Source organism: Sphingopyxis sp. 10G20-10 (assembly GCF_057365075.1).
Genome location: NZ_CP195117.1, coordinates 1,358,823 through 1,380,663 on the forward strand (window position 1 = coordinate 1,358,823; position 21,841 = coordinate 1,380,663).

22 protein-coding genes and 2 tRNA genes are annotated in these 21,841 nt (G+C 61.8%); 15 read left to right on the forward strand and 9 right to left on the reverse strand.

Translation table 11 applies throughout. The features are described 5' to 3' along the window. Nucleotides 1-45: 45 nt before the first annotated feature. A complete protein-coding gene (alaS, locus tag ACR3XE_RS06605; protein ID WP_473698416.1) occupies nt 46-2,694 on the forward strand; it encodes an alanine--tRNA ligase in 2,649 nt (882 codons plus the stop codon). Here alaS and ACR3XE_RS06610 read toward each other — a convergent pair. From ACR3XE_RS06610 to ACR3XE_RS06630, 5 genes are all read right to left on the reverse strand, one after another. Then, nucleotides 2,691-3,647, reverse strand: coding sequence for a mechanosensitive ion channel family protein (locus ACR3XE_RS06610; RefSeq protein WP_473698415.1), 957 nt, complete (start codon nt 3,645-3,647; stop codon nt 2,691-2,693). The genes alaS and ACR3XE_RS06610 overlap by 4 nt on opposite strands. 91 nt (nt 3,648-3,738) lie before the next feature. Continuing rightward, a complete protein-coding gene (locus ACR3XE_RS06615) occupies nt 3,739-4,152 on the reverse strand; it encodes a holin family protein (RefSeq protein ID WP_473698414.1) in 414 nt (137 codons plus the stop codon). 69 nt (nt 4,153-4,221) lie between these two features. Beyond that, nucleotides 4,222-4,776 (reverse strand): glycoside hydrolase family 108 protein, encoded by a 555-nt coding sequence (locus ACR3XE_RS06620; protein WP_473698413.1) that lies wholly within the window; start codon nt 4,774-4,776, stop codon nt 4,222-4,224. 747 nt (nt 4,777-5,523) lie between these two features. Further along, nucleotides 5,524-5,600, reverse strand: a tRNA-Pro gene (locus ACR3XE_RS06625). Between the two features lie 66 nt (nt 5,601-5,666). Next, a complete protein-coding gene (locus tag ACR3XE_RS06630; protein WP_473698412.1) occupies nt 5,667-5,987 on the reverse strand; it encodes a putative quinol monooxygenase in 321 nt (106 codons plus the stop codon). Between the two features lie 176 nt (nt 5,988-6,163). Here ACR3XE_RS06630 and yajC point away from each other — a divergent pair, with 176 nt between their 5' ends. From yajC to secF, 3 genes are read left to right on the forward strand one after another with little or no spacing between them, the layout of a single operon-like run. Next, the gene (yajC, locus tag ACR3XE_RS06635) at nt 6,164-6,493 is read left to right on the forward strand and encodes a preprotein translocase subunit YajC (protein ID WP_473698411.1); all 330 of its coding nucleotides are present in this window, start codon (nt 6,164-6,166) and stop codon (nt 6,491-6,493) included. A 52-nt stretch (nt 6,494-6,545) separates the two neighbouring features. Continuing rightward, nucleotides 6,546-8,159, forward strand: coding sequence for a protein translocase subunit SecD (gene secD, locus ACR3XE_RS06640; RefSeq protein ID WP_473698410.1), 1,614 nt, complete (start codon nt 6,546-6,548; stop codon nt 8,157-8,159). Nucleotides 8,160-8,172: 13 nt separating this feature from the next. Further along, nucleotides 8,173-9,150 (forward strand): protein translocase subunit SecF, encoded by a 978-nt coding sequence (gene secF, locus ACR3XE_RS06645; protein ID WP_473698409.1) that lies wholly within the window; start codon nt 8,173-8,175, stop codon nt 9,148-9,150. Between the two features lie 2 nt (nt 9,151-9,152). Here secF and ACR3XE_RS06650 read toward each other — a convergent pair whose 3' ends face one another. Then, a complete protein-coding gene (locus tag ACR3XE_RS06650; protein ID WP_486185996.1) occupies nt 9,153-10,331 on the reverse strand; it encodes a glycosyltransferase in 1,179 nt (392 codons plus the stop codon). A 158-nt stretch (nt 10,332-10,489) separates the two neighbouring features. Beyond that, nucleotides 10,490-11,050, reverse strand: coding sequence for a helix-turn-helix domain-containing protein (locus ACR3XE_RS06655; RefSeq protein WP_473698408.1), 561 nt, complete (start codon nt 11,048-11,050; stop codon nt 10,490-10,492). A gap of 102 nt (nt 11,051-11,152) precedes the next feature. Between ACR3XE_RS06655 and ACR3XE_RS06660 the strand changes: the two genes are divergently transcribed. Next, nucleotides 11,153-11,638, forward strand: coding sequence for a DUF6456 domain-containing protein (locus ACR3XE_RS06660; RefSeq protein WP_473698407.1), 486 nt, complete (start codon nt 11,153-11,155; stop codon nt 11,636-11,638). Between the two features lie 401 nt (nt 11,639-12,039). Further along, nucleotides 12,040-12,576, forward strand: a complete 537-nt coding sequence (locus tag ACR3XE_RS06665; protein WP_473698406.1) for a hypothetical protein — start codon at nt 12,040-12,042, stop codon at nt 12,574-12,576. A gap of 223 nt (nt 12,577-12,799) precedes the next feature. Here the strand turns inward: ACR3XE_RS06665 and ACR3XE_RS06670 are convergent, their stop codons facing one another. Then, nucleotides 12,800-14,581, reverse strand: coding sequence for an ABC-F family ATP-binding cassette domain-containing protein (locus ACR3XE_RS06670; RefSeq protein ID WP_486185997.1), 1,782 nt, complete (start codon nt 14,579-14,581; stop codon nt 12,800-12,802). Nucleotides 14,582-14,718: 137 nt separating this feature from the next. On the opposite strand from ACR3XE_RS06670, the gene ACR3XE_RS06675 reads away from it, so the two are divergent. Beyond that, on the forward strand, nt 14,719-15,456 hold the full coding sequence (locus ACR3XE_RS06675) for an SIMPL domain-containing protein (RefSeq protein ID WP_473698404.1): 738 nt from the start codon (nt 14,719-14,721) through the stop codon (nt 15,454-15,456). Here ACR3XE_RS06675 and ACR3XE_RS06680 read toward each other — a convergent pair. Then, nucleotides 15,453-16,133 carry a prolyl hydroxylase family protein gene (locus ACR3XE_RS06680; protein WP_473698403.1) on the reverse strand — a complete coding sequence of 227 codons (681 nt, stop codon included), beginning with the start codon at nt 16,131-16,133 and terminating at the stop codon, nt 15,453-15,455. The genes ACR3XE_RS06675 and ACR3XE_RS06680 overlap by 4 nt on opposite strands. 112 nt (nt 16,134-16,245) lie before the next feature. Between ACR3XE_RS06680 and ACR3XE_RS06685 the strand changes: the two genes are divergently transcribed. From ACR3XE_RS06685 to ACR3XE_RS06720, 8 genes are all read left to right on the forward strand, one after another. Then, a tRNA-His gene (locus tag ACR3XE_RS06685) sits at nt 16,246-16,322 on the forward strand. Nucleotides 16,323-16,433: 111 nt separating this feature from the next. Then, entirely contained in the window at nt 16,434-17,483 is a 1,050-nt protein-coding gene (locus tag ACR3XE_RS06690) for a Glu/Leu/Phe/Val family dehydrogenase (protein ID WP_473698402.1), read from the forward strand. A gap of 54 nt (nt 17,484-17,537) precedes the next feature. Continuing rightward, on the forward strand, nt 17,538-17,891 hold the full coding sequence (locus ACR3XE_RS06695) for a YbaN family protein (protein ID WP_473700343.1): 354 nt from the start codon (nt 17,538-17,540) through the stop codon (nt 17,889-17,891). A gap of 66 nt (nt 17,892-17,957) precedes the next feature. Beyond that, complete coding sequence (ccmC, locus tag ACR3XE_RS06700; protein ID WP_473698401.1) at nt 17,958-18,701, forward strand: heme ABC transporter permease CcmC; 744 nt, start codon at nt 17,958-17,960, stop codon at nt 18,699-18,701. Beyond that, entirely contained in the window at nt 18,698-18,835 is a 138-nt protein-coding gene (locus tag ACR3XE_RS06705) for a hypothetical protein (RefSeq protein ID WP_473698400.1), read from the forward strand. The genes ccmC and ACR3XE_RS06705 overlap by 4 nt, the downstream gene beginning before the upstream one ends. Further along, nucleotides 18,832-19,278, forward strand: coding sequence for a cytochrome c maturation protein CcmE (gene ccmE, locus ACR3XE_RS06710; RefSeq protein WP_473698399.1), 447 nt, complete (start codon nt 18,832-18,834; stop codon nt 19,276-19,278). Before ACR3XE_RS06705 ends, ccmE begins: the two co-directional genes overlap by 4 nt. Continuing rightward, nucleotides 19,275-21,242, forward strand: a complete 1,968-nt coding sequence (locus ACR3XE_RS06715) for a heme lyase CcmF/NrfE family subunit (RefSeq protein WP_473698398.1) — start codon at nt 19,275-19,277, stop codon at nt 21,240-21,242. The genes ccmE and ACR3XE_RS06715 overlap by 4 nt, the downstream gene beginning before the upstream one ends. Continuing rightward, nucleotides 21,239-21,769, forward strand: coding sequence for a DsbE family thiol:disulfide interchange protein (locus tag ACR3XE_RS06720; RefSeq protein ID WP_473698397.1), 531 nt, complete (start codon nt 21,239-21,241; stop codon nt 21,767-21,769). The genes ACR3XE_RS06715 and ACR3XE_RS06720 overlap by 4 nt, the downstream gene beginning before the upstream one ends. The last annotated feature ends 72 nt before the right edge of the window (nt 21,770-21,841 follow it).

The following is a 21,841-nucleotide window of genomic DNA, read 5'->3' on the forward strand; positions in this document are numbered from 1 at the left end:
ACTTCGCGACTTGTCGCATCGCGTCAAAGCCCCTAATTCGCGGCCATGACCTCGACCAATGACATTCGCCGCGCATTCCTCGACTATTTCGCCGGGGCGGGCCACCATATCGTACCATCGTCGCCGCTGGTGCCGCATAATGACCCGACGCTGATGTTCATCAACGCGGGCATGGTGCCGTTCAAGAATGTCTTTACCGGTCTGGAAAAGCGCCCGTACACGACCGCCACCTCGTCGCAGAAATGCGTTCGCGCGGGCGGCAAGCATAATGACCTCGACAATGTCGGCTTCACCGCGCGGCACCATACATTCTTTGAAATGCTGGGGAATTTCTCGTTTGGCGATTATTTCAAGGAACAGGCGATTCTTCATGCCTGGACGTTGGTGCACAAGGTTTGGGGCATCCCCGCCGACAAGCTGACCGTCACCGTTTTTCACACCGATGACGAGGCATTTGCGCTGTGGAAAAAGATCGCTGGTCTGCCCGACGAGCGCATCATCCGTATCGCGACCAATGATAATTTCTGGTCGATGGGCGACACCGGGCCGTGCGGGCCGTGCAGCGAAATCTTCTATGACCATGGCGATCATATCCCCGGTGGCCCGCCCGGATCGCCCGATGAGGATGGCGACCGCTTCGTCGAAATCTGGAATCTGGTGTTCATGCAATATGACCAGCGCGGCGAAGGCGACCGCGTTGATTTGCCGCGTCCGAGCATCGACACCGGCATGGGACTGGAGCGGATTGCCGCAGTTTTGCAGGGCGTTCATGACAATTATGATACCGACACGTTCAAGGCGCTGATCGCGGCGTCGGTCGACCAGACCGGCGTTCCAGCCGAGGGCGCGAACCGGTCGAGCCATCGCGTCATTGTCGACCATCTGCGCGCGTCGAGTTTCCTGATTGCCGATGGCGTGCTGCCCTCGAACGAAGGGCGCGGTTATGTGCTGCGGCGGATCATGCGCCGTGCGATGCGTCATGCCCATCTGCTGGGCGCGAAGGATCCGTTGATGCATCGCCTGTTGCCGTCGCTGACCACCGAAATGGGCGCGGCCTATCCCGAACTGATCCGCGCCCAGCCGCTGATCGGCGAGACGATGGAGCGCGAGGAAGTGAAATTCCGCCAGACGCTCGACAAGGGGTTGCGGCTGTTGGAGGATGCAACGACGGGCATGAGCGAAGGCGCGACGCTGGCGGGTGATGTTGCCTTTAAACTCTATGACACTTTTGGTTTCCCCTATGATCTGACCGAGGATGCGCTGCGTTTGCAGGGCATTTCGGTCGACCGCGCCGGATTTGACAGCGCGATGGCGCAGCAAAAAGCGGCAGCGCGCGCGGCGTGGAAGGGAAGCGGAGAAAAGGCGTCTGACGAAATCTGGTTCGACCTTGCCGAGACGCATGGCAGCACCGAATTCATCGGCTATGAGGCTAGCGAAGGCGAAGGCACGGTCCTCGCGTTGATCAAGGATGGCGCGCCGGTCGAAGAGGCCGCCAAGGGGGACGAGGTGGTTGTGCTGACCAACCAGACCCCCTTTTATGGGGAGAGCGGCGGGCAGATGGGTGACAGCGGCCGAATCTGGACCCCCGCAGGATTGCAGGCCGAGGTTGCGGAAACCGCCAAGCCATTGGGGCGGCTCCATGCGCATCAGGCGAAGCTGACGGCGGGCAGCATCAAGGTCGGTGATGCAGTGCATATGACGGTCGATGAGGGGCGGCGGAATCGCATTCGCGCCAATCATAGCGCCACCCATTTGCTGCACGCCGCGCTGCGTGAGCGGCTGGGCGGGCATGTTACGCAAAAGGGCAGCTTGGTTGCCGCTGACCGGTTCCGCTTTGACTATTCGCATCCCAAAGCGTTGACGCCGGACGAGATTGCGACGGTCGAGGTCGATGTGAACGCGCAGATCCGCGGCAATGACGCGGTGACGACGCGGTTGATGACCCCCGATGATGCGATCGAAGCGGGTGCGATGGCGCTGTTCGGGGAGAAATATGGGGACGAAGTGCGCGTGCTGAGCATGGGACAGGGGAGCGAGCATAGTTATTCGGTCGAGCTGTGCGGTGGTACGCATGTGCGGGCGCTGGGCGATATTGCGCTGTTCAAGATTGTTGGCGAGAGCGCCGTGTCGTCGGGCGTGCGGCGGATCGAGGCGCTGACGGGTGAGGCCGCACGGCAATGGCTGACGGCGCGCGAAGAGGCGTTGAAAGCGGCGGCGGCGACGCTCAAAACCGCGCCTGACGATGTGCCCGCCCGCGTGGCGGCGTTGAGCGATGCGTTGAAGAAGGCCGAGCGCGAACTGGCCGAGGCGAAGAAGGCGCTGGCGATGGGCGGCGGGGCTGGCGCGGCGAGCGGGCCTGCGGTTGAGGAGATTGGCGGCACGGCGTTTCTGGCGCAGGTCGTTGAGGGGCTCGACCCCAAGGGATTGCGCGGCGCGGTGGATGAGATGAAGAAGCAGATCGGGTCGGGCGTCGCGATGCTGGTCGCGGTGAATGATGGCCGCGCGTCGGTTGCGGTCGGGGTGTCCGGCGATGTGACCGCTACGCACAGCGCCGTCGAGCTGGTGAAGCTGGCGGTGGCGGCGCTGGGTGGACAGGGCGGCGGAGGCCGTCCCGACATGGCGCAAGGTGGCGGTCCCGATGGCGGCGCGGCGGAAGCTGCCGTGGCGGCAGTCAAGACCGCGCTCGCCGGTTAGCCCTTGGCGTCGGCAGGCGCGGCCTCGCGCACCGCTTCGAGACGGCGGGCCTTGGGCGGCTTGTCGCCTGCGGGCCAGCCTTCGCGCTGTTGGGTGCGGTCGCCGTCGCCTTCTTCGGTCTGGTCGTGGAACAGCATGATCTGGGTCGGGAAGGGCAGGTCGATGCCCTGTTCGGCGGCGGCTTCGTATATAGCCAGCACGACACGCGCGCGGACATGGGTCTGGTCGGTCTGCTTTGACCCCGCCCACCAACGGGCCTTGAGGTCGACGGTGCTGTCATTGAGCGCCCAGGGCAGAACCTCGGGCGCCGGATCGGCGAGCACGCCCTCAACTTTGCCGATGGCCTCGCGGAAAATTTCAGCGGCGGCCGATGGCTTGTCGCCATAGCCGATGCCGATGATGAAATCGTCGCGGCGCTTGTCATAGGCGGTGTTGACCACCACCGGCGACGTATAGACATCGCCATTGGGGATGATGACATGGCGCCCGTCATAGGTTTTGATCAGCGTCGCGCGGCTTTCGACCGATTCGACGGTGCCTTCAAAACCCTTGACGACTATCTGGTCGCCGCGCTGATAGGGGCGGCGGATCAACAGCAGCAGTCCGGCGAGCAGATTCTGCAAAATATCCTTGAATGCAAAGCCGATAGCGACCGATCCGATGCCCAGCGTCGCGACGATATCGCCCGGATTGACGCTGGGAAAGACAATCGCCGCCGCGAACAGGCCCGCCGCTATCAATAGCGCGCCCTTGGCCAGCGACCCGAGCAATTGCCCCAGATCGCGTCGCCCGCGCCGCGCCGCCAAGCGCGCTATGCCAACGGCGAGGAGGCGCGCGGCGAGCCATGCCAGAACAAGAAAACCGATCGCGGCGGCGATGTTGGGAAGTTGAAGAAAGAAGCCGTTGGCAAAGCCGTTCAGTTTGGACGTGATCAGGTCTAACGGCGCTTGCATGGTGGCTCCCAGAGTTTTCGGTGGATGCCCTATCTACGAAACCCAGCCGTGAAGGTTCCTTTCCCGCGCATTTCCGCCAGATATGGCCATTCTATATCTCCACCCCCTTGGCCTTTCCCCAACTGCGCGCGGCGGTGTAGCCGAGATAGCCGGTGCCAAAGAGCGCGTAGAGCGGTTCGGGGATGCCGGCGAGATAGGCGTTCATGCCCGCCGCAATGCCCTGCGCCATGTCGGGGCGGACGGCGGCGATCAGGCCCATCGGGATGGCCCAGAGCAACAGCGCATACATGACATAGAGAAAGCTGGGGCGGGCGCGGCTGGTCCAGGGGTCGGCGCTGTTGGCCTCGGCGACAATCGCCGACATTTGCGTGCGGATCGTCTCCATCTCTTGACTGCCCTGCAGTTTGAGCAGTTCCAGCTTGGCGCGGTCACGCGCTTCGGGGTCGGGAATGATTTTGTCGATCAGTTTGGCAATGGGGCTGATCAGGCCGTCGATAATGCTCATTTTATTCTCCTATTTTGGGCGAAAGGTCACAAAGGTCACACTAGGCACCCCCTGTGTTGCGCTCCTTGCTCAGGAACCAATCCGGTTCGCGAGCCAGCCATAAAGAAAGGCCTCTTGGCTCGGTCGGCGTTCGGCAAGGTGGATATAACGCTCGCCCTGCAAGGCCTCGATTGCGCGCAGCAGCACCGTCTCGCCGCCGCTCCCGCGCGCCTTCAAAAAGCCGTCGAGCGCCGAGATGGTGCGCGGGCCGATGACGCGATCGACACTGATGTCGGGATAGTCGCGCGCCGAACGGTTGAGGGCATTGAGCGCGCGCTGAAGAAAGCCGATGGCGACGCCGGTTCCCATATTGACCCCGGTATCAAAGAGTTCGGCGGCAATGGCGGGCGCGCGCCGCGCCACTTCATCAAAGCGCGGACGCAGCCAATAGATGCGGCGATAAATGGCTTCGGCCTCGCTGCGCGGAAGCTGACGCATCGCCCCGTCATAGCCCTGCGCCCGCGCCACGGCCTCGCTGATCCCCCACCGCGTCGGCCCGCCGCGATCAGCGGGATGGTTGCTATAATACCCCTCGCGGTCGATGACGTCTGCGATCAGACTGTCGATGGATATAAGGTTCGGCATGATATTCTCCTTGGTTCAACAAAGGAGATAAACGAACCATATAGGGATAATGTAGGACAGCGATATTTTTGTGTGGGGTTCGGCCATGGATAGATTCAGGGATGGAGCTGGGTCCCGGCATCCTAGTGAGCCGATAAGCGGGTTAGGTGAGAATATTGTAATGACCGCTAACGACCCATAAGTTGCCATTCCAAGGATGATCGCCCATGCCTAGAAGCAGCCGCATCGCCGACACCGGCTTCCGAGGACCTTATGGTGATTAGCAATGTTTTGTTCGAATTGTTGTGTCTGCTAGTCGCCGCACTCGCTTGGTGGCAATTCACGCGGTCGCTAAGATCGGCCAAGCTCGTATCAAGGGCTGGATATTCGAACGGAAAGTCGAGCCTTTTCACTACTGGTCAAATACCATCATGTTCGGGATAGCTGCACTGATGATGACTGGATTGGGAACTTTCCTGTTATTTGCCTTCATAACTGGGGCTAGCTATTTCTAGGATTGAACCGGCGCATCACGGTCATAGGCCGGAACGGCAGGTGGAATCCGCTTCCCCCTTTTATCCCTGAAAGCAGACCGTCACAAAACCACCCCATATTGGACACCTATGTTTGTAAACAGCAGTGACGCCGACATTGCTAGGGGTAGCTACAGAGATTCCGTGGCGAAGCTTACAACAGGCTAATGCAAATGTTCACGAAAACGGGCAGCTTTCGCCGCCCGTACTACCCGTCAAATCTGCCTGAAATAATTGGTCGGGACGAGAGGATTCGAACCTCCGACCCCCACACCCCCAGTGTGATGCGCTACCAGGCTGCGCTACGTCCCGACCGGCCCCGTGGGGCAGGCGAGGCCCCTAGCGCGGGTGGCGCGGCGATGCAAGCAGATGCTGTGGCTATTCGCCGCGCACGACCAGCGGCCGGGCTTCGCCGGCAACGTCGTAGCGATGGATGGACAGGGCCTCGGGCGCGGCGGCGCCCATTGCGGCGTTGAAGGCGGCCATGTGCGGCGTGGCGAAATGCGCCGTCAGCGCCGCTTCGCTGTCCCACACTTCGCTGATCCGCACGAGGCGCGGGTCGTTGATGTCGCGGGCCATGGCGTAATCGATGCAGCCATCCTCTTTGCGGGTGGCGTTGACCATCGTCTGAACCGCCGATTCCAAGGCGGTGATGGCGGCGGCGTCGGGCAGTCGTGCCCAGCCCTGAACGATAATCATTGTGCTTCTCACTTGAACATGGCGTCCTTGTCGCTATTTTTCGGGAGCCTGCCAAGGGGGGATTGGCCGCAGCGACCAGTTGCACCGCCGCGCCCCGCGTGATAGGCGCCGCGCCATCAAGACGCGCGCTGTTCCATCGGAATGGCGCCGCTGTTCATTGGAAAGTTGCTCAATTCATGTCGACCCAATTACTCCTTGCCCAGGCGGCCGGTTCCGGGGGCGGAGCCGCCGGTTTCCTTATGCTGGTGCCCTATCTGCTGATTTTTGTTGTGTTCTGGTTCTTCCTCATCCGCCCGCAACAGGTGCGGATGAAGCAGCATCGCGCCAAGGTTGCGGCGGTCAAGCCGCGCGACCAGGTGGTGACCGGCGGCGGTATCGTCGGCAAAGTCACCCGCGTTGACGATGATTTCGCCGATGTTGAAATCGCCCAGGGCGTCAAGATCAAGGTGGTGAAGTCCACCTTGTCCGACGTGTTGCAACCCGGCGGCAAGCCCGCAAACGATTGACCTGGCGGGTGGCCGCGCGCCGCCCACCGCGCTTTGCTATCGGACCAAAACTATGCTCGATTTCCCGCGTTGGAAAACTATCAGCGTCAGCATCCTCATGGTGCTGGGCCTTATCTTTGCGGCCCCCAGCCTGTTGCCGGAAAAGGTAACGGCGAACCTGCCGTCTTTTCTTCAGGCGCGGGTCAATCTGGGGCTCGATCTGGCGGGCGGTAGCCATTTGCTGCTCGAAGCCGACATCAATGACCTGACCAAGACCCAGTTGTCGACGATGGAAAAGACCGTGCGGACGGCGATGAAGGGCGAGCGCGGGCCTGATGACGATATTGCGATTGGCGATCTGAGCACCGCAGGCGGCAAGATCAGTTTTCTGGTGCGCGACCAAAAGCAGTTGGACGACGCGCGCGACCGGCTGTTCCGTGAAACGCAGGGCGCGGCGCTGACCGGTCAGCGCGACTGGAACATCGATATTGTCGACACGACGCGCATCGTGATGACGCCGACGGCGGCGGGGCAGGCGCAGGCGATCGACCGCGCGATGGATACCGCGCGCGAGATTATCGACAAGCGCGTCAACGCGCTGGGCACGCGTGAGCCGACGATCATCCGTGAGGGCAATGACCGGATCGTCGTGCAGGTGCCGGGGCTTCAGGACCCCAAAGCGCTCAAGGAACTGATCGGCAAGACCGCGCGGCTGGAATTCCGCATGGTCGATGAAAATGCCGACCCTGCCGAAGTGGCGGCCGGGCGAGTGCCGGTGGGCAGCGAAATCGTTCCCTATGCCGAAGGTGCGGGTAACGGCGTCCCCTATGAAGTGCTGCGCCGTCAGGTGATGATCAGCGGCGAACAGTTGATCAACGCCCAGCAAGGCTATGACCAGCAGGGCGGGCTGCCCGTGGTCAACATCCGCTTTGATTCGGGCGGGTCCAACACCTTTGCCCGCGTGACATCGCAAAGCGTCGGCAAGCGTTTTGCCATGGTGCTTGACGGTCAGGTGCTGTCGGCCCCTTCGATCAACGAACCGATTCTGGGCGGACAAGCACAGATTTCGGGTAACTTCACGGTGGCGAGCGCCAACGCGCTGTCGATCTCGCTGCGGTCCGGCGCGCTTCCGGTCAAGATGGCGGTGGTCGAAGAACGCACCGTATCGCCCGAACTGGGCGCCGATTCGATCCGCAAGGGCGCGATTGCCGGCATCATCGCGACCGTCGCGGTGCTGACCTTCATGATCATCGTTTATGGCCGTTTCGGCATCTATGCCAATATCGCCCTAATCTTTAACATCGGTATGATTATCGCCATCATGGCGGCATTCAACGCGACATTGACCCTGCCGGGTATCGCCGGTTTCGTGCTGACCATCGGCGCGGCGGTCGACGCCAACGTGCTGATCAACGAGCGAATACGCGAGGAATTGAAACGCGGGCGCAAGGTGATGCAGGCGATCGACATCGGCTATAAAGAGGCCAGCCGCGCGATTTTCGACGCCAATATCACCAACGTCATCGCCGCCGCGCTGATGTTCTGGTTCGGGTCCGGCCCGATCAAGGGCTTTGCCGTGGTGTTGACCATCGGCATCATCACCAGCGTTTTCACCGCCGTCACCGTGACGCGCATGTTCGCCGCCTATTGGCTGCGCAGCAAGCGCCCCACGACGATCAATCTGTAAGGGAGGACAAGAGATGCGCCTGCTGAAACTCGTCCCCGACGACACCAATATCCAGTTCATCAAGTGGCGGAACGTCGCGATGGCGATCAGCATCGCGATGATCATTGCGTCGATCGTGCTGGTCGCGGTGCGCGGCCTGAACCTTGGCGTCGATTTCGTCGGCGGCCAGTCGGTTCGCGTCGAATTTTCCAAAGCGCCGCAGATCGACGAAATCCGCGAGAAAGTGGCCGCCATCGGGCTGGGCGAGGCGACGATCCAGCAATTTGGATCGAGCAAGGCTGTGGCCATCCGCACCGCTCTCCCGAAAGGTGACAAGGCGGCTGCCGACCGCGCCGGCGACCGATTGGTCGAAGGCATCAAGGCCGCTTTCCCGCTGGCCAAGACCGGATCGGTCGAGACGGTTTCGGGCAAGGTTTCGGCCGAATTGCTGCAAACCGGCGCCCTGTCGCTGGCGCTCGCGATGGTGGCGATTGCGCTCTACATCTGGATCCGGTTTGAATGGCAATTCGGGGTCGGCGCCTTGTTCGCGCTGTTCCACGACGTTTCGCTGACATTCGGTTTCTTTGCGTTGACCCAGTTGCAGTTCGACCTCAACATCGTCGCCGCGCTGCTGACCATCATCGGCTATTCGCTCAACGATACGATTGTGATTTTTGACCGTATTCGCGAGAATTTGAAGAAATACCGCAAGATGGAAATCCTGCCGCTGCTCGACCTCAGCATCAACGAAACTTTGGCGCGGACGGTGATGACCAGTTTGACGATGCTGATTGCGCTGGGCGTGTTGCTGTGGATCGGCCCCGACGTCATCTTTGGCTTTGTTGCGGCGATGCTGCTCGGCATTTTCATCGGTACCTATTCGTCGGTCTATATGGCCGCGCCGATCCTCGTGTGGTTGAAGGTCGGTCCCGACAGCTTTGTTCCGCGCACGACCGTGGGACATGGCGGGGCCGAGCGGACCGAGCGCAACGACGATGGTGCGGTGGTCTGAGCCTAGGATTTAGCGCAGCGGCGCAGGTGGGCGGCGAGTTCGCGGCCGTTGCGCGTCCAGTCAAAACGCCCTGACAGGCTGGCCGCGACCGCAGACGGTGCGGGTGGGTTGGCGAGGATCGTTTGGACCGCAGTCGCGATGGCGGCGGGCGTGCGCTCGACGATCCGGCCCGCAACATCGCTGGTCACGAGCTCGGCGGCTCCGCCCGCATTGCTGATGACAATCGGGGTGCCGCACGCCAGCGCCTCGACCCACGCATTGGCCAATCCCTCGCTGACCGAGGGCATCACGACGACATCGGCAGCGCGATAAAGATCGGGCAGATCGGCATGGGCGACCGGGCCGAGGAAGCGGACGCGATCGCTAACCCCCAGCGCTTCGGCGCGGGCGCGATAGTTTCGTTCCTCTTCGCCCGACCCTGCGAGCAGATAGATGGTGTCGGACAGCGCAGGCAGGGCGTCGATCACCAGCGCCTGTCCTTTGCGCGGAATGAGCGCGCCAACGGTGAGGATGACCGGCCCGTCGCCGAGGCCAAGCCCAGCGCGCGCGGCGGCGCGGTCGCCGGGCGAAAAGCGCGTGCTGTCTATGCCGGTGTAATGCACCGCGACCTTGGCCGCATCCACGCCGATGGCGGCCATATCGCGGCGCATTGCGTCGGAGACGGCAAGCAAGCCGGCGGCTGCGTCGGCGGCAGCGAGCAACGGGCCGCGCGTGGCGGGATCATGGCCGAAATGGCTGATGTCCGCCCCTCGCGCCTTGACCGAAAAGGGCAGAGCGAGCGTAGCGGCTATCCGCATGGCGGCGGGGCCGTCGGGATAGAAGAATTGCGCGTCGATGACGTCGAGGCCGCCGGAACGCTGAATCTCTTGCGCGATGGGCAGGGCAGCGCGGGCAATTTGTGCCGGATTGAAGCGCGCACCAAAGCGCGGGATCAGGTGGAAACGGGGGCGGTGGACGGTGAGGCCGTTCCATTGTTCCTGCTTGGGCAAGGCAGCTAGCGCGCGGTAACGCGGGTGGAGTGACAGCGGCCAAGGGGGCAGGCCAACCGGGGCAATGATGGTCAGATCGACGTCGGGTTCGTCGGCGAGTGCGGCGAGGCTTTTTTCGACAAACAGCCCGAAAGTGGGGCGGGCGGTGTCGGGGAAAAGCGTGGCGATGGAGAGGACGTGCAGGAGCTTCATAGCCCTGTTTCCTCCGGTTTGGGCGCGCATTTGGTAAACTGAAACTCATCGTCATTGCGAGCGAAGCGAAGCAATCCAGGGGCGGCCTTGCACAGCTCTGGATTGCCGCGTCGCCTGCGGCTCCTCGCAATGACGGGTCCGTTGACATGGGCCATGGTCTAAAGGCTTCGGATCAGGCGCACCGCCACCGCCGCCCAGGGCGGGTTGGCGACGACTTGCTGGCGCTGGCCCGCACCCAATGGCAGCAGGTGGAGTTTCTCGCCATCGACATTGAGCAGGCGGGCAAAGATGAAGCGACCGGCGGGGCGCGGCACCAATATGTCGCGGTTGAGCGCGCTCGCCCAGTCGGAGCTGATGCGGCGGCACCATATCTCGTCACCGGCGCGATAATCACCGATGGACGATGTGACGCGGACCGCGAGCATATCCTCGGTTGGGCGCGCGGTGATCGCCTGTTCGACGCGGGTCGGGGCGTGTGCGCCATCGGCACCCAGCATGGCGGTGATCGTGAGTTGGGTGTCCTGTGGCAAGTGAACCAGCTCGGCGGCGTCGACCCCCAGCGCGGCGGCGATGCGGTTCATCCAGTCGAGCGACAGGGTGCGCGTGCCCGTTTCCAGTCGGCCAATGGTTTGCGCGGTCGTCGCGGGATCGCAGCGCTTTGCCACCTCATCAAGCGTCAGCCCCTTGGCGCGGCGGACGGTACGGATATTGTTGATCATGGCCTATCCTTCAAAATCGGACGACGATTAACCGAATAGGTTTCTTATTTCCTACAAAATGTTCCGGTGTCAAGAGTCGAGCTTGTTCCAAAGGAGAAGCCTATGACCGCGCCGCGCCGACTCGAAACGCAAATCCATCCTGATGATCGTCTTGATCCCGACAAGGCCGGGCCTCAGGTCATGCGCCATGTGACGGTCAATATCGCCGAAAGCCCGCTGGCTTGGCTCGCCGCGCGCGGACATTTGAGCGCGGCGCAGTTGCGCGCGGGCGAGCGGCTGCGTGTCGATTATGAGCGCGCGGGGTTGAGCGCGCGGGTGACGATGCGCTGGGATGCCGCCGCGTCGGGCAAAACCCGCGGCGGTGCGCGGGCCAGTGATGTGTCGCTGGCGCGGATCGATGCGCAACGCCGCTTTCACGCCGCGCTCGATACCGCAGGGCCGGGGCTGGCCGATATTTGCTGGCGGGTGATTTGCGGCGGGGACGCGATCGGCGGAGCTGAGAAGGCGCTGGGCTGGCCGACGCGATCGGGGAAGCTGGTGCTGGGGTTGGCGCTCGACCGGCTGGCGCGGTTTTATGGGGTGGGGTGAGTAGGGCTAGAGGCGATCAGTTGTGGACGTCATCCAACCTCAGCGCCGTGCCGCGAGTTCATTTTCAGTGGATTTACGGAAATGATTCGGCGAGGCGCTGGATTTTGATCAATTACGCATCGACACGGGAGATGCGTAATTGATTTGAACGCAGCTGTCAATTCACTATATATTCACCCCTGTGGTGACATTCATTGTCAACCGAGCTGGCAACCCGCCAGCTCCCAGATTAGGAGGCTCATATGGCAGCGCAGTTAGCTGACAAGGGGCACCCGCCCTTGCAGACCGTTTCTGCCGATAGCTTCGCAAAGTTGTTGGCGGAATGCAATAGTTCCAAGGCCCCCACAGCGGGCATGTTGAAGCTCATTGCAAACGGGAAAAAGTCTCTGCAAAAAGGCTGAGTGTCCGATACAGCAATCACAATAAACATTGAGCCCCTCGATCAGGATCATGATCGAGGGGTTTTCTATTGTGGTGTCAAATTCATTGATCACTTCATCGCGAAGAAGTGCCTCGACACGCACGATCGCTATAAGGCACGCGTCTATGTCGCCACCGAAGTGGGCGCGAAGAGTGTAATTGGGTTTTACACCCTTTCCCTTACCGCGATAAAACCACAGGAGACGTCGCCCGATGAGGCTCACGAGAAATTCGGGGCTTGGGTTGTTCCGCTAGTCTATCTCGGTCAAATCGGCGTGCACGAGGCTTTCCAGAAAGGAAAGGGAGTTGGGCCGGCGCTTATGCTTCATGCATTCGAGCGCACTCTACAGATTGCGGAAATAGCGGGAACGTTCGGGCTTGCTCTTGACGCGATCGACGAGCAGCGCGCCACCTGGTACGAGAACATCGGTTTCACTAGGTTCGATATCGAACCTGATGGGCGTATAAAAATGCTCTGCCCCCTCACTACTATCCGGGCCGCATTGGAGGCCGTCTAGAGATCCAGTCGTAAACGTTTGCATCTGGCTCCCATTGGACCAGCATTGGTCAACAGCCCCGCGCAGGGCCGGGTCTTGGTCGGACCTCTTGGTGTTGCGGATGGCGTCCGATCAAGCGTGCTATCCCTCAATGGTGAACGATGTGGAAGATATCTTACTCAACCAGCTGCCTGGCCGAAAGCCGCTCAATTGCAGCCAACATAAGTCCGGCGTGCGGCGCGGGTTAGCCCAGCGCCTCGACCGCTTCGGCCAGTTCCAGCCAGCGATCTTCTGCTGCTGCCTTTTCGCTACGCAATTTGTCCAGTTGCTCGGTCAGTGACGTGAAGCGGGCATGGTCGCGGGTGAAGAGGGTGCCGTCCGACAGTTCGGTTTCGGCCGTCGCCATTTCGGCCTCGATCGCTTCAATCCGCTTGGGCAGCAGGTCGTAATCGCGTTGATCTTTATAGGTGAGTTTTTTGCGCGGCGCGGGCTTGGTTGGGGCGGATTTTGCGCCGTTGCCGGACTTGCCTTTGGTCGCGGTTTTAACGCTGCGTTTGGCTTCCCAATCGGCATAGCCGCCCGCGACGATGTCGACCTTTCCCGACCCGTCGAGACCGAGCGTGACGGTGACGGTGCGGTCGAGGAAATCGCGGTCGTGGCTGACTAGCAGCACGGTACCGGCATAATCGGCAATCACTTCCTGCAACAGGTCGAGCGTTTCCAGATCAAGGTCGTTGGTCGGCTCGTCGAGCACCAGCAGGTTCGATTCGCGGGCAAATTCGCGGGCGAGGAGCAGGCGCGAGCGCTCGCCGCCCGACAGGGTGCTGACCTGCGCCTCGATGACGCCGGGATCAAAGAGAAACTCTTTCAGATAGCCCTGAATATGCTTTTTGACCCCGCGCACTTCGATCCAGTCGCCGCCATCGGCGAGCACGTCGCGGATGCGCTTGTCGCCGCTGAGCAGGCTGCGTTGCTGGTCGATGATGATGCCGTCGAGGGTGGGGGCGAGGGTGATGGTGCCGCTGTCGGGTTTCAGGTCGTCGGTGAGCAGTTTGAGCAAGGTCGTCTTGCCCGCGCCATTGGCGCCGACGATGCCGATGCGGTCGCCGCGCTGGACACGGAAATTGAAGTCCTTGATGATGGGGCGACCGTCAAAGCTGACCGAAACCTGTTCGGCGACAATCACCGATTTGGACCGCACATCGTCATTGGCAAGGCCGAGTTTGGCGACGCCGGGGCCGCCGATCATCGCGGCGCGGGTGGCGCGCATGTCTTTGAGTTTTTCGAGCCGTCCCTGATTGCGCTTGCGCCGCGCGGTGACGCCGCGTTCCAGCCAATGCGCCTCTAGCCGCAGTTTCGAATCGAGCTTTTGGGCGGCGCGGGCTTCTTCGGCGAACACCGCCTCGGTCCATTCCTCGAAGCCGCCAAAGCCGATTTCCTTGCGGCGGATGCTGCCCCGGTCGAGCCACAGTGTCTGGCGCGTGAGGCGGGTCAGAAAGGTCCGGTCATGGCTGATTGCGACAAAAGCGCCATTGTAGCGGGCGAGCCAGGATTCGAGCCAGTCGATCGCCGCGAGATCGAGGTGGTTGGTGGGTTCATCAAGCAACAGCACATCGGGTTTTTGCGCCAGCGCACGGGCCAGCGCGGCGCGACGGCGCTCTCCGCCCGAGGCGCTGACGGCAGGGCGGTCCATGTCGATGCCCAACTGATCGGCGATGGCCGCGACTTCATATTCGGGCGGGGCGTCGTCGCCCGAGATGGCGAAATCCATCAGGCGGGCAAAGGGCGCGAAATCGGGTTCCTGTTCAAGGATCACGACATGCGTGCCCGGAACGATAACGCGCTTGCCCTTGTCGGAATCGATCTGATTCGCGAGCAATTTGAGCAAGGTCGTCTTGCCCGCGCCGTTGCGCCCGATCAGCGCCAACCGGTCACGCTCGCCAATATAGATGTCGATATCCTGGAACAGCCAGCCGCTGCCCTGGATAAGGCCAAGGCCTTCATAAGATAAAATCGGAGCGGCCATGATGAACGGCGCGCTAGCGGCTCGTTCAGCGTGGCGCAAGCGCAGCGGGGGCAAAGGCGGCGGAACGGCCTTGGCGCTTTTGCGTTAGGGACACAGGAACATGCAAAGGGCGGCGTGCCGCCGAACAGGAGATTATTATGACAAAGCAGCACATTATGGGATGGATGAGCGGTCTCGCCATCATGGCTGTGATGCCCGTTGCGGCACAGGCGCAAACCACCACCACGGCGACAGCGCAGGGGCCGGTGCTGAGTTTTAGCGTCGATCAAGAGGTGCGCTCGCGCCCCGACCGCGCCAGCATCGGGGCCGGTGTCACGAGCAAGGGCGCGACTGCCGTTGAGGCCTTGCGTGCGAACAGCGCCGCGATGGAAAAGCTGGTGGCCGCCGCAAAGAAGCGCGGAATCAAGGCCGAGGATATTCAGACGAGCGGCATCAACCTGTCGCCGCAATATGATTACAACAACCGTGTTGACAGCCAGCCGCCGCGCTTTTTGGGGTATCAGGTCAGCAATATGGTGCGCGTAACCACCGACAAGATTGATCAGCTGGGTGAATTGCTCGACGCGCTGATCGCGGCGGGCGGGACCAATGTCGACGGCCCCAATTTCAGCATGAAAGATGCCGACGCGATGCTGGTTCCGGCGCGCAAGGCGGCGTTCGCCGAAGCCAATGCCAAGGCCGCCGATTATGCGCAGCTGGCAGGCTATAGCAGCGCCGAATTGCTGTCGGTGAGCGAAGGCGGCGGGATGCAGGGGCCGCGCCCGATGGCCTTTGCCGCCGAAGCGCGGGTGGCGAGCGCGCCCAAAGCGGTGATCGAGCCCGGACAGGTGGGCAACACGCTGACGCTGAGTTTCCAATATCGATTGGTGCGTTAGTCGACGTCGCCGGGATTCCATGGCCAGGGGCGTTCGCGAAGCCATTTGGTGATGATATATTTGCGCCCCTTGCGCACTTTCATCCCGTGGTGGAGCGTCGCCTCGTTCGATTGACCATCGGCTCCGACATTATTCCACGCCAGTAATTTGCCCGTTTCTGGCTTGTGCAGCTTTCCGGTCGCAAGAAAGCGGGTGGCGCCGCCGGCGTCGGGTTGATTGAGATAGACCATCAGGGTCCAGGTGCGCTGGCCCGGCACGGCGCAATATTGCTCCCAGTCGGGGCCGTCGGGCGTGAAGAAATCGGTGTGCGCCTTAAATTCCTGACCCACGTCATAGCGTTGCCCTTGCAGCGGTTCGCCGAATCGCTGGGGGATGCCGGTGAGGGTGTGCAGCCGCGCATTGAGCGCACGGACGAAGGGATCATTATGGTCGAGGTCGCAGGTGCTGCTGGTGCGAAAACCCGCATCGCCATTGTCATCGGCAAGCGTCGAAGGACGTATCCCGGCATCGATGCGATCGATCAGTTCCGCGCAGGTGGCGGCATCGAGGAAGGCGGGGAGGATATATTGTTCGAGCTTTGGCGTCGGTGCGCGGCGTATTTTGGGTACAGTCGCCAGCCGCGCGGACGCCGCATCTGCGCCTGAACTTGCCATGTCCACGATATAGGGTTCCGCCATGCGCCCTTCATAAGCAGGCTGTGCGTTGCGAACAATGCTTGACGAGTCCGCCCCGTCGCGACTATCGCCGCGCCGCTGCGCGCTGGGATTTTGCCCACGCCAGCACAATGTGGCGATCGTAGCTCAGTTGGTTAGAGCACCGGTTTGTGGTACCGGGGGTCGTGGGTTCAAGCCCCATCGGTCGCCCCATTTCCCCCCTTTTATTGCGGATATTCGGGCCTGGTTCGAATTGAACGTGACTCCATGTCGCTATTTGATTATTACTCCTTTGCGTAATTTATTATCGTGAGGATAGAGTCTATGACCGCCGTCTGGGATTTCGCCGATTTTGACGATCATGAACATGTCCACATGTTCCGCGATCGTGAGAGCGGGCTGACCGCTGTTATTGCGGTTCATTCGACCCACCTCGGCCCCGGCGCGGGCGGCGTTCGTTACTGGCACTATCCGTTGCGCACAGATGCGATCATCGACGCGCTGCGCCTGTCGCGCGGCATGAGCTATAAAAATGCGATGGCCGGACTGCCGATGGGCGGCGGTAAAGGCGTTATTCTGGCTGATGATGGTGCCGCGAAGACTCCGGCGCAGCTGGCAGCCTTTGGCCGCGCGGTCAATTCACTCGGCGGCGCTTATATCACCGCCGAAGATGTTGGAATCAATGACACGGACATGGTCGCGATCGCCAAAGAAACCAAATATGTGAGCGGCCTGCCGGTGGCGAGCGGCGAAGCGGGCGGTGATCCCGGCCCGTTGACAGCGCTGGGTGTCTATCTGGGCGTTAAAGCCGCGATAAAGAACGGACTGGGGACCGACAGCGCCAAGGGCGTACATGTCGCCATTCAGGGCGTCGGCAGTGTCGGCGGCGGCGTCGCACGGCGTCTGGCAGCAGAGGGCGCGCGTCTGACGCTGGCCGATGTGAATCTGACCCGCGCCAAGGCGCTCGCCGATGAGCTGGGCGCTGATCTGGCCGATTCGGGTGCGATCATGGAAATCGAGGCCGATGTGCTGAGCCCCAATGCGTTGGGCGCCATTTTGACCGAGGACAGCATTGCCAAGCTGCGGGTTCCGATTGTCGCGGGCGGGGCGAACAACCAGCTCGCCACGGTCAGCGACGGACAGCGCATCCATGACCGCGGCATTACCTATGCCCCCGACTATGTCATCAATGCCGGCGGCATCATCAATGTTGCGTTGGAATATCTGGGGCAGGGCAGCCGCGAGGAAGTCGAAAGCCGCATCCACCTGATCCCTGAACGGCTTGCCGACATTTGGGCCGAGAGCAAGGCGAGTGCGACTCCGGCATCGGACGTCGCCGACCGCATGGCGCAGAAACTGATCGGGCGCGGATAGGCGCGCGAACGGAAAGACTTGGCGCGGTCCATGCCCGCGTCTAGGTCCGGCGTGATGAAGCGCCATTTCTTTCTTGCGAGCGGCTGGCTGTCTCTTGGGCTGGGCGGCATCGGGGCCTTTTTGCCGCTGCTGCCCACTGTTCCCTTTGTGATTCTGGCGGCTTTTTGCTTTGCGCGCTCGTCGCCGCGGCTGGAGGCGTGGTTGCTCACCCATCCGGTGTTCGGCCAGCATATTGTCGCGTGGCGCGACAAGGGCGCGATCAGCCGCAAAGGGAAAATTGCGGCGATGATCGCCTTTGCCTTCAGCATCATCGTGGCGTTGCTGTTCGCGCCCTGGCCGTGGATGCTCGCGCCGATTGTCGCGGCGGTCGTTACAGGAAGCTGGCTGTGGACTCGCCCCGAAGCCTGAATGAAGCGCTTGCGGTCAGCATAAGGCTGGACCCGCGCGACATGCTCGCTTAAGGCTGCGCGCGCCATGCACGCCTATGCGAATCCAACCCGTTTTCTGGGACTGGCCCGCCCATTGACACCTTGGCTGTTGGGGTTGGGACTGGTGCTGACCTTGGTCGGCGGCTGGGCCGGGCTTGTGCTGACTCCTCCGGATTATCTGCAGGGCGAGACGGTCCGCATCCTTTATGTCCATGTTCCGTCGGCCTGGCTGGGCATGGCGGGCTGGTCGGCACTGGCGGTGACGGGATTGATCCAGCTGGTCTGGCGCCACCCTTTGTCGGGCATTGCGGCGCGTGCGATTGCGGTGCCGGGGATGTTGTTTACCGCGCTGTGCCTTGCCACCGGCTCCATCTGGGGCAAGCCGACCTGGGGAACCTGGTGGGAATGGGATGGCCGCATGACGTCGATGCTGGTGCTGTTGTTCCTCTATGCCGGATTCATCGCGCTGACCAATGGCGATGGAAGTGATCGCCAGACAAGTGGGTCGCTGTCGCGCGGGGCAGCGATTTATGCGCTGGTTGGCGCGATCAATATTCCGATCATCAACCGCAGCGTGGTATGGTGGAACAGCCTGCATCAAGGCCCTAGTATTACGCTAAGTGGTTCGACCATCGACAATAGCCTGTTATGGCCATTGGGACTGACAGTTTTGGGATTCTCCTTGCTGTTTGCCGCTATAGTCTTGATGCGGATGCGGCGGATCATCGCCGACAATCGTGTCGCGGCGCGCTTGCGCCGATTGGCCGATGAAGAGGGGGACGTGGAATGAGCGGGCAATGGGCTTATGTCGCGGCGGCTTACGCGTTGACCATCGTGCTGACGGGCTTTGTGCTGGCGCATAGCTGGCAGGTGATGCGCAAAGCCGAACGGCGAAGCGACGCGCTGCGTAAAGACCGGTCATGAAAGCCAAGCATCAACGCCTGATCCTTGCCGTTGTGGCGCTGTTCGCGGTGGGTGGTGCCGGTTTGCTGGCGGCCAGCGCCTTACGCGACGAGGCAGCCTATTTCCGTACTCCGACTGAAATTCAAAGCGGCAAGGTCGATGCGGGCGACGCCATGCGGCTGGGCGGCATGGTCGAGGCGGGCAGCATTGTGCGCCAGCGCGATGGCGTGACGATCCATTTTGTCGCTACCGACGGCAAGGCGTCGGTGCCGGTCCAGTTTACCGGCATTGTCCCCGACCTGTTCAAAGAGGGGTCGGGAATGGTCGCCGACGGCCGTATGCGCGCCGATGGCACCTTTGTTGCCGACCGCATCCTCGCCAAACATGACGAGCGTTATATGCCGCCGCAAATGGGCGACATGCCCGAGGGCGCCGGAAAGAAATCCAGGGTGGCTGTTAAATGATTGCTGAATTGGGGCTTGCCCTCTTGTGGATGGCGGCAGGGCTGGCGTGCCTGCAACTGGTTGCAGGGGCCGTTTTCCTGCGCACCGGACAGCGCGATCTGGCGGCGCTGGTGCGTCCGGCGAGCGTGGCACAAGGCGTTCTGACCGCGGCGGCCTTTGCCATGTTGATCGCGGTGTTCGTCCGGTCGGACATGTCGGTCGAACTGGTTGTTCGCAACAGCCATAGTTTGAAACCGATGCTGTTCAAGATCGCCGGAACCTGGGGCAATCATGAAGGCTCGATGCTGTTGTGGTTGACCATTTTGGGCCTGGCAGGCGGCGCGGTGGCGCTGTTTGAAAAGCGGCTGAACGAAGATACGCTGATCGCGACGCTGGCGGCGCAAGCGGCTCTCGGGCTTGGATTTTTTGCCTTTTTGCTATTCTCGTCCAACCCGTTTGCGCGGCTGGCGGTGGCACCGCCCGACGGGCAGGGACTCAACCCTCTGTTGCAGGACCCCGGTCTCGCCTTTCACCCGCCGACACTATACATCGGCTATGTCGGGATATCGATCGCGTTCAGCTTTGCCGTGGGTGCGCTGATTACCCGCGATGTCGGTTCGGCCTTTGCCCGCGCGATGCGGCCATGGGTGCTCGGGAGCTGGATTTTCCTGACATTGGGAATCACGGCAGGCAGTTACTGGGCCTATTATGAACTGGGCTGGGGCGGCTGGTGGTTCTGGGATCCGGTCGAGAATGTTTCACTGATGCCATGGCTTGCGGGGGCGGCGCTGCTCCATTCGGTCAGCGTCACCGCGACCCGCAACGCGCTGCGCGCCTGGACGGTGATGCTCGCAGTGATCGCTTTTTCGATGTCGATCGTCGGCACCTTCATCGTGCGGTCGGGCTTGTTGACAAGCGTCCACAGCTTTGCGGTCGATCCCGAGCGCGGCACCTTTTTGCTGGTGTTGATGGCGATATATATTGGCGGCGCGCTGACCCTGTTCGCGCTGCGCGCCGGAACGGTCGCCGAGGGCAAGAAATTTGCGTTGCTGAGCCGTGAGGGCGCGTTGGTCATCAACAATCTGTTGCTGACGACGATATTGGCGCTGGTGCTGCTCGGCACGCTCTATCCCATTTTCGCCGAAGCGGTGGGGGAGAAGATTTCGGTCGGGCCGCCCTATTTCAACCGTGTCGCGGGGCCGATAGCGCTGGCGCTGTGTCTGGTCATGGTTGCCGGACCGCTGTTAAAGTGGCGCAAGGATGACGGCAGCAAGCTGTGGTCGCGCCTGCCGATACCGTTGCTGGTAGGCGCGATTGTGGTGGTCGGACTGGTGTTGTTTGGCGGCAAAATTGGCATACTTCCCTTTGCCGGAATGGCGGTTGCGGCGATTGTCGGGGTGGCCAGCCTTGCGCCGCTCTGGCGTCGCAACCTGCGCCGCACGCCGTTGCCGGTCTATGGCATGGTGATCGCCCATCTGGGGGTCGCGGTGGCGCTGGCCGGCATGGCGGCTGAAAGCGCCTTCATCAAGGAACGTCTGGTCGCAGCGGCACCCGGTGATGTGATAAAAGTCGGCGATTATGCAGTGCGCTTTGTCGGCGTGAAGCCGATTGCCGGACCCAATTGGACCGCGATCGAGGCCGATATGCGCGTCACCGCGCCGGGCGGCTCCACCTTTGTCCTCCATCCACAGGCGCGCATGTTTCCGGGCCTGATGGGCACCGCGCCAACCGAAACCAATGAATCGGCGCTGCTGACGCGCCCGGGCGGGCAGCTTTATGCCGTGCTGGGCCAGCCGGTGCCGGGTGAAGATGCGGTCGTCGGGCGCTATCAGTTGCGGCTGTGGTGGAAACCGTTGGTGTGGTGGATCTGGCTTGGCGGCGCGATGATCGCGCTGGGCGCGTCGCTGTCGCTGCTGGGTCGCGCCCAGTTGCTGACCATGTGGCGGCGCTATCGCCATCGCAAGTCGCAGGAGCCTTTCGCATGAAACGGCCCTGGATCCTTTTCGCACCGCTGGCGCTGATGTGTCTGTTGTTCGGCGCCTTTGTCTATCGGCTGGTCATTCCGTCCGAGACGTTGATCCAGTCGCAATGGATCAACAAGCCGATGCCGCTGTTCGATCTGCCGCCCGCGACCGAGGGGGTGCTGGGGTTCAAGAGCAGTGATCTGGCCGATGGTCGTCCGCGGCTGGTCAATGTTTTTGCCAGCTGGTGCATCCCGTGCCGCGCCGAAGCGCCGCAGCTGGAAGCGTTGAAGGCAGCGGGAGTCCCGATTGACGGCATCGCGATCCGTGACCGGCCCGAAGATGTCGCGACCTTTTTGCGTGAAAATGGCAATCCGTTTGAGCGCATCGGATCGGACCAGCAAAGCAGCGTGCAAATCGCCCTGGGTTCGTCGGGCGTGCCAGAGACATTTTTGATCGACAGCAAGGGCATTATTCGCGAGCAGATTCAGGGTGTTATCATGCCCGATCAGGTTCCGGAAATTGTCGCCAAGCTGAAGGCAATGCAATGAGCTTTACCCATCAAATCGCCCGTGCCCCTGCGCAGGCAGGGGGCCATCATCTGCCGTCAGATCATCAAAGCA

Coding starts and splice junctions, on each gene's coding strand:
- ACR3XE_RS06650 (WP_486185996.1), bottom strand. CDS start 10,331: ATGAAGCTCCTGCACGTCCTCTCCATCGCCACGCTTTTCCCCGACACC.
- ACR3XE_RS06655 (WP_473698408.1), bottom strand. CDS start 11,050: ATGATCAACAATATCCGTACCGTCCGCCGCGCCAAGGGGCTGACGCTT.
- ACR3XE_RS06680 (WP_473698403.1), bottom strand. CDS start 16,133: ATGGCGGAACCCTATATCGTGGACATGGCAAGTTCAGGCGCAGATGCG.
- ACR3XE_RS06620 (WP_473698413.1), bottom strand. CDS start 4,776: ATGCCGAACCTTATATCCATCGACAGTCTGATCGCAGACGTCATCGAC.
- ccmC (WP_473698401.1), top strand. CDS start 17,958: ATGCACGCCTATGCGAATCCAACCCGTTTTCTGGGACTGGCCCGCCCA.
- alaS (WP_473698416.1), top strand. CDS start 46: ATGACCTCGACCAATGACATTCGCCGCGCATTCCTCGACTATTTCGCC.
- yajC (WP_473698411.1), top strand. CDS start 6,164: ATGTCGACCCAATTACTCCTTGCCCAGGCGGCCGGTTCCGGGGGCGGA.
- ACR3XE_RS06670 (WP_486185997.1), bottom strand. CDS start 14,581: ATGGCCGCTCCGATTTTATCTTATGAAGGCCTTGGCCTTATCCAGGGC.
- secF (WP_473698409.1), top strand. CDS start 8,173: ATGCGCCTGCTGAAACTCGTCCCCGACGACACCAATATCCAGTTCATC.
- ACR3XE_RS06690 (WP_473698402.1), top strand. CDS start 16,434: ATGACCGCCGTCTGGGATTTCGCCGATTTTGACGATCATGAACATGTC.
- ccmE (WP_473698399.1), top strand. CDS start 18,832: ATGAAAGCCAAGCATCAACGCCTGATCCTTGCCGTTGTGGCGCTGTTC.
- ACR3XE_RS06660 (WP_473698407.1), top strand. CDS start 11,153: ATGACCGCGCCGCGCCGACTCGAAACGCAAATCCATCCTGATGATCGT.
- ACR3XE_RS06705 (WP_473698400.1), top strand. CDS start 18,698: ATGAGCGGGCAATGGGCTTATGTCGCGGCGGCTTACGCGTTGACCATC.
- ACR3XE_RS06630 (WP_473698412.1), bottom strand. CDS start 5,987: ATGATTATCGTTCAGGGCTGGGCACGACTGCCCGACGCCGCCGCCATC.
- secD (WP_473698410.1), top strand. CDS start 6,546: ATGCTCGATTTCCCGCGTTGGAAAACTATCAGCGTCAGCATCCTCATG.
- ACR3XE_RS06695 (WP_473700343.1), top strand. CDS start 17,538: ATGAAGCGCCATTTCTTTCTTGCGAGCGGCTGGCTGTCTCTTGGGCTG.
- ACR3XE_RS06675 (WP_473698404.1), top strand. CDS start 14,719: ATGACAAAGCAGCACATTATGGGATGGATGAGCGGTCTCGCCATCATG.
- ACR3XE_RS06615 (WP_473698414.1), bottom strand. CDS start 4,152: ATGAGCATTATCGACGGCCTGATCAGCCCCATTGCCAAACTGATCGAC.
- ACR3XE_RS06715 (WP_473698398.1), top strand. CDS start 19,275: ATGATTGCTGAATTGGGGCTTGCCCTCTTGTGGATGGCGGCAGGGCTG.
- ACR3XE_RS06720 (WP_473698397.1), top strand. CDS start 21,239: ATGAAACGGCCCTGGATCCTTTTCGCACCGCTGGCGCTGATGTGTCTG.
- ACR3XE_RS06610 (WP_473698415.1), bottom strand. CDS start 3,647: ATGCAAGCGCCGTTAGACCTGATCACGTCCAAACTGAACGGCTTTGCC.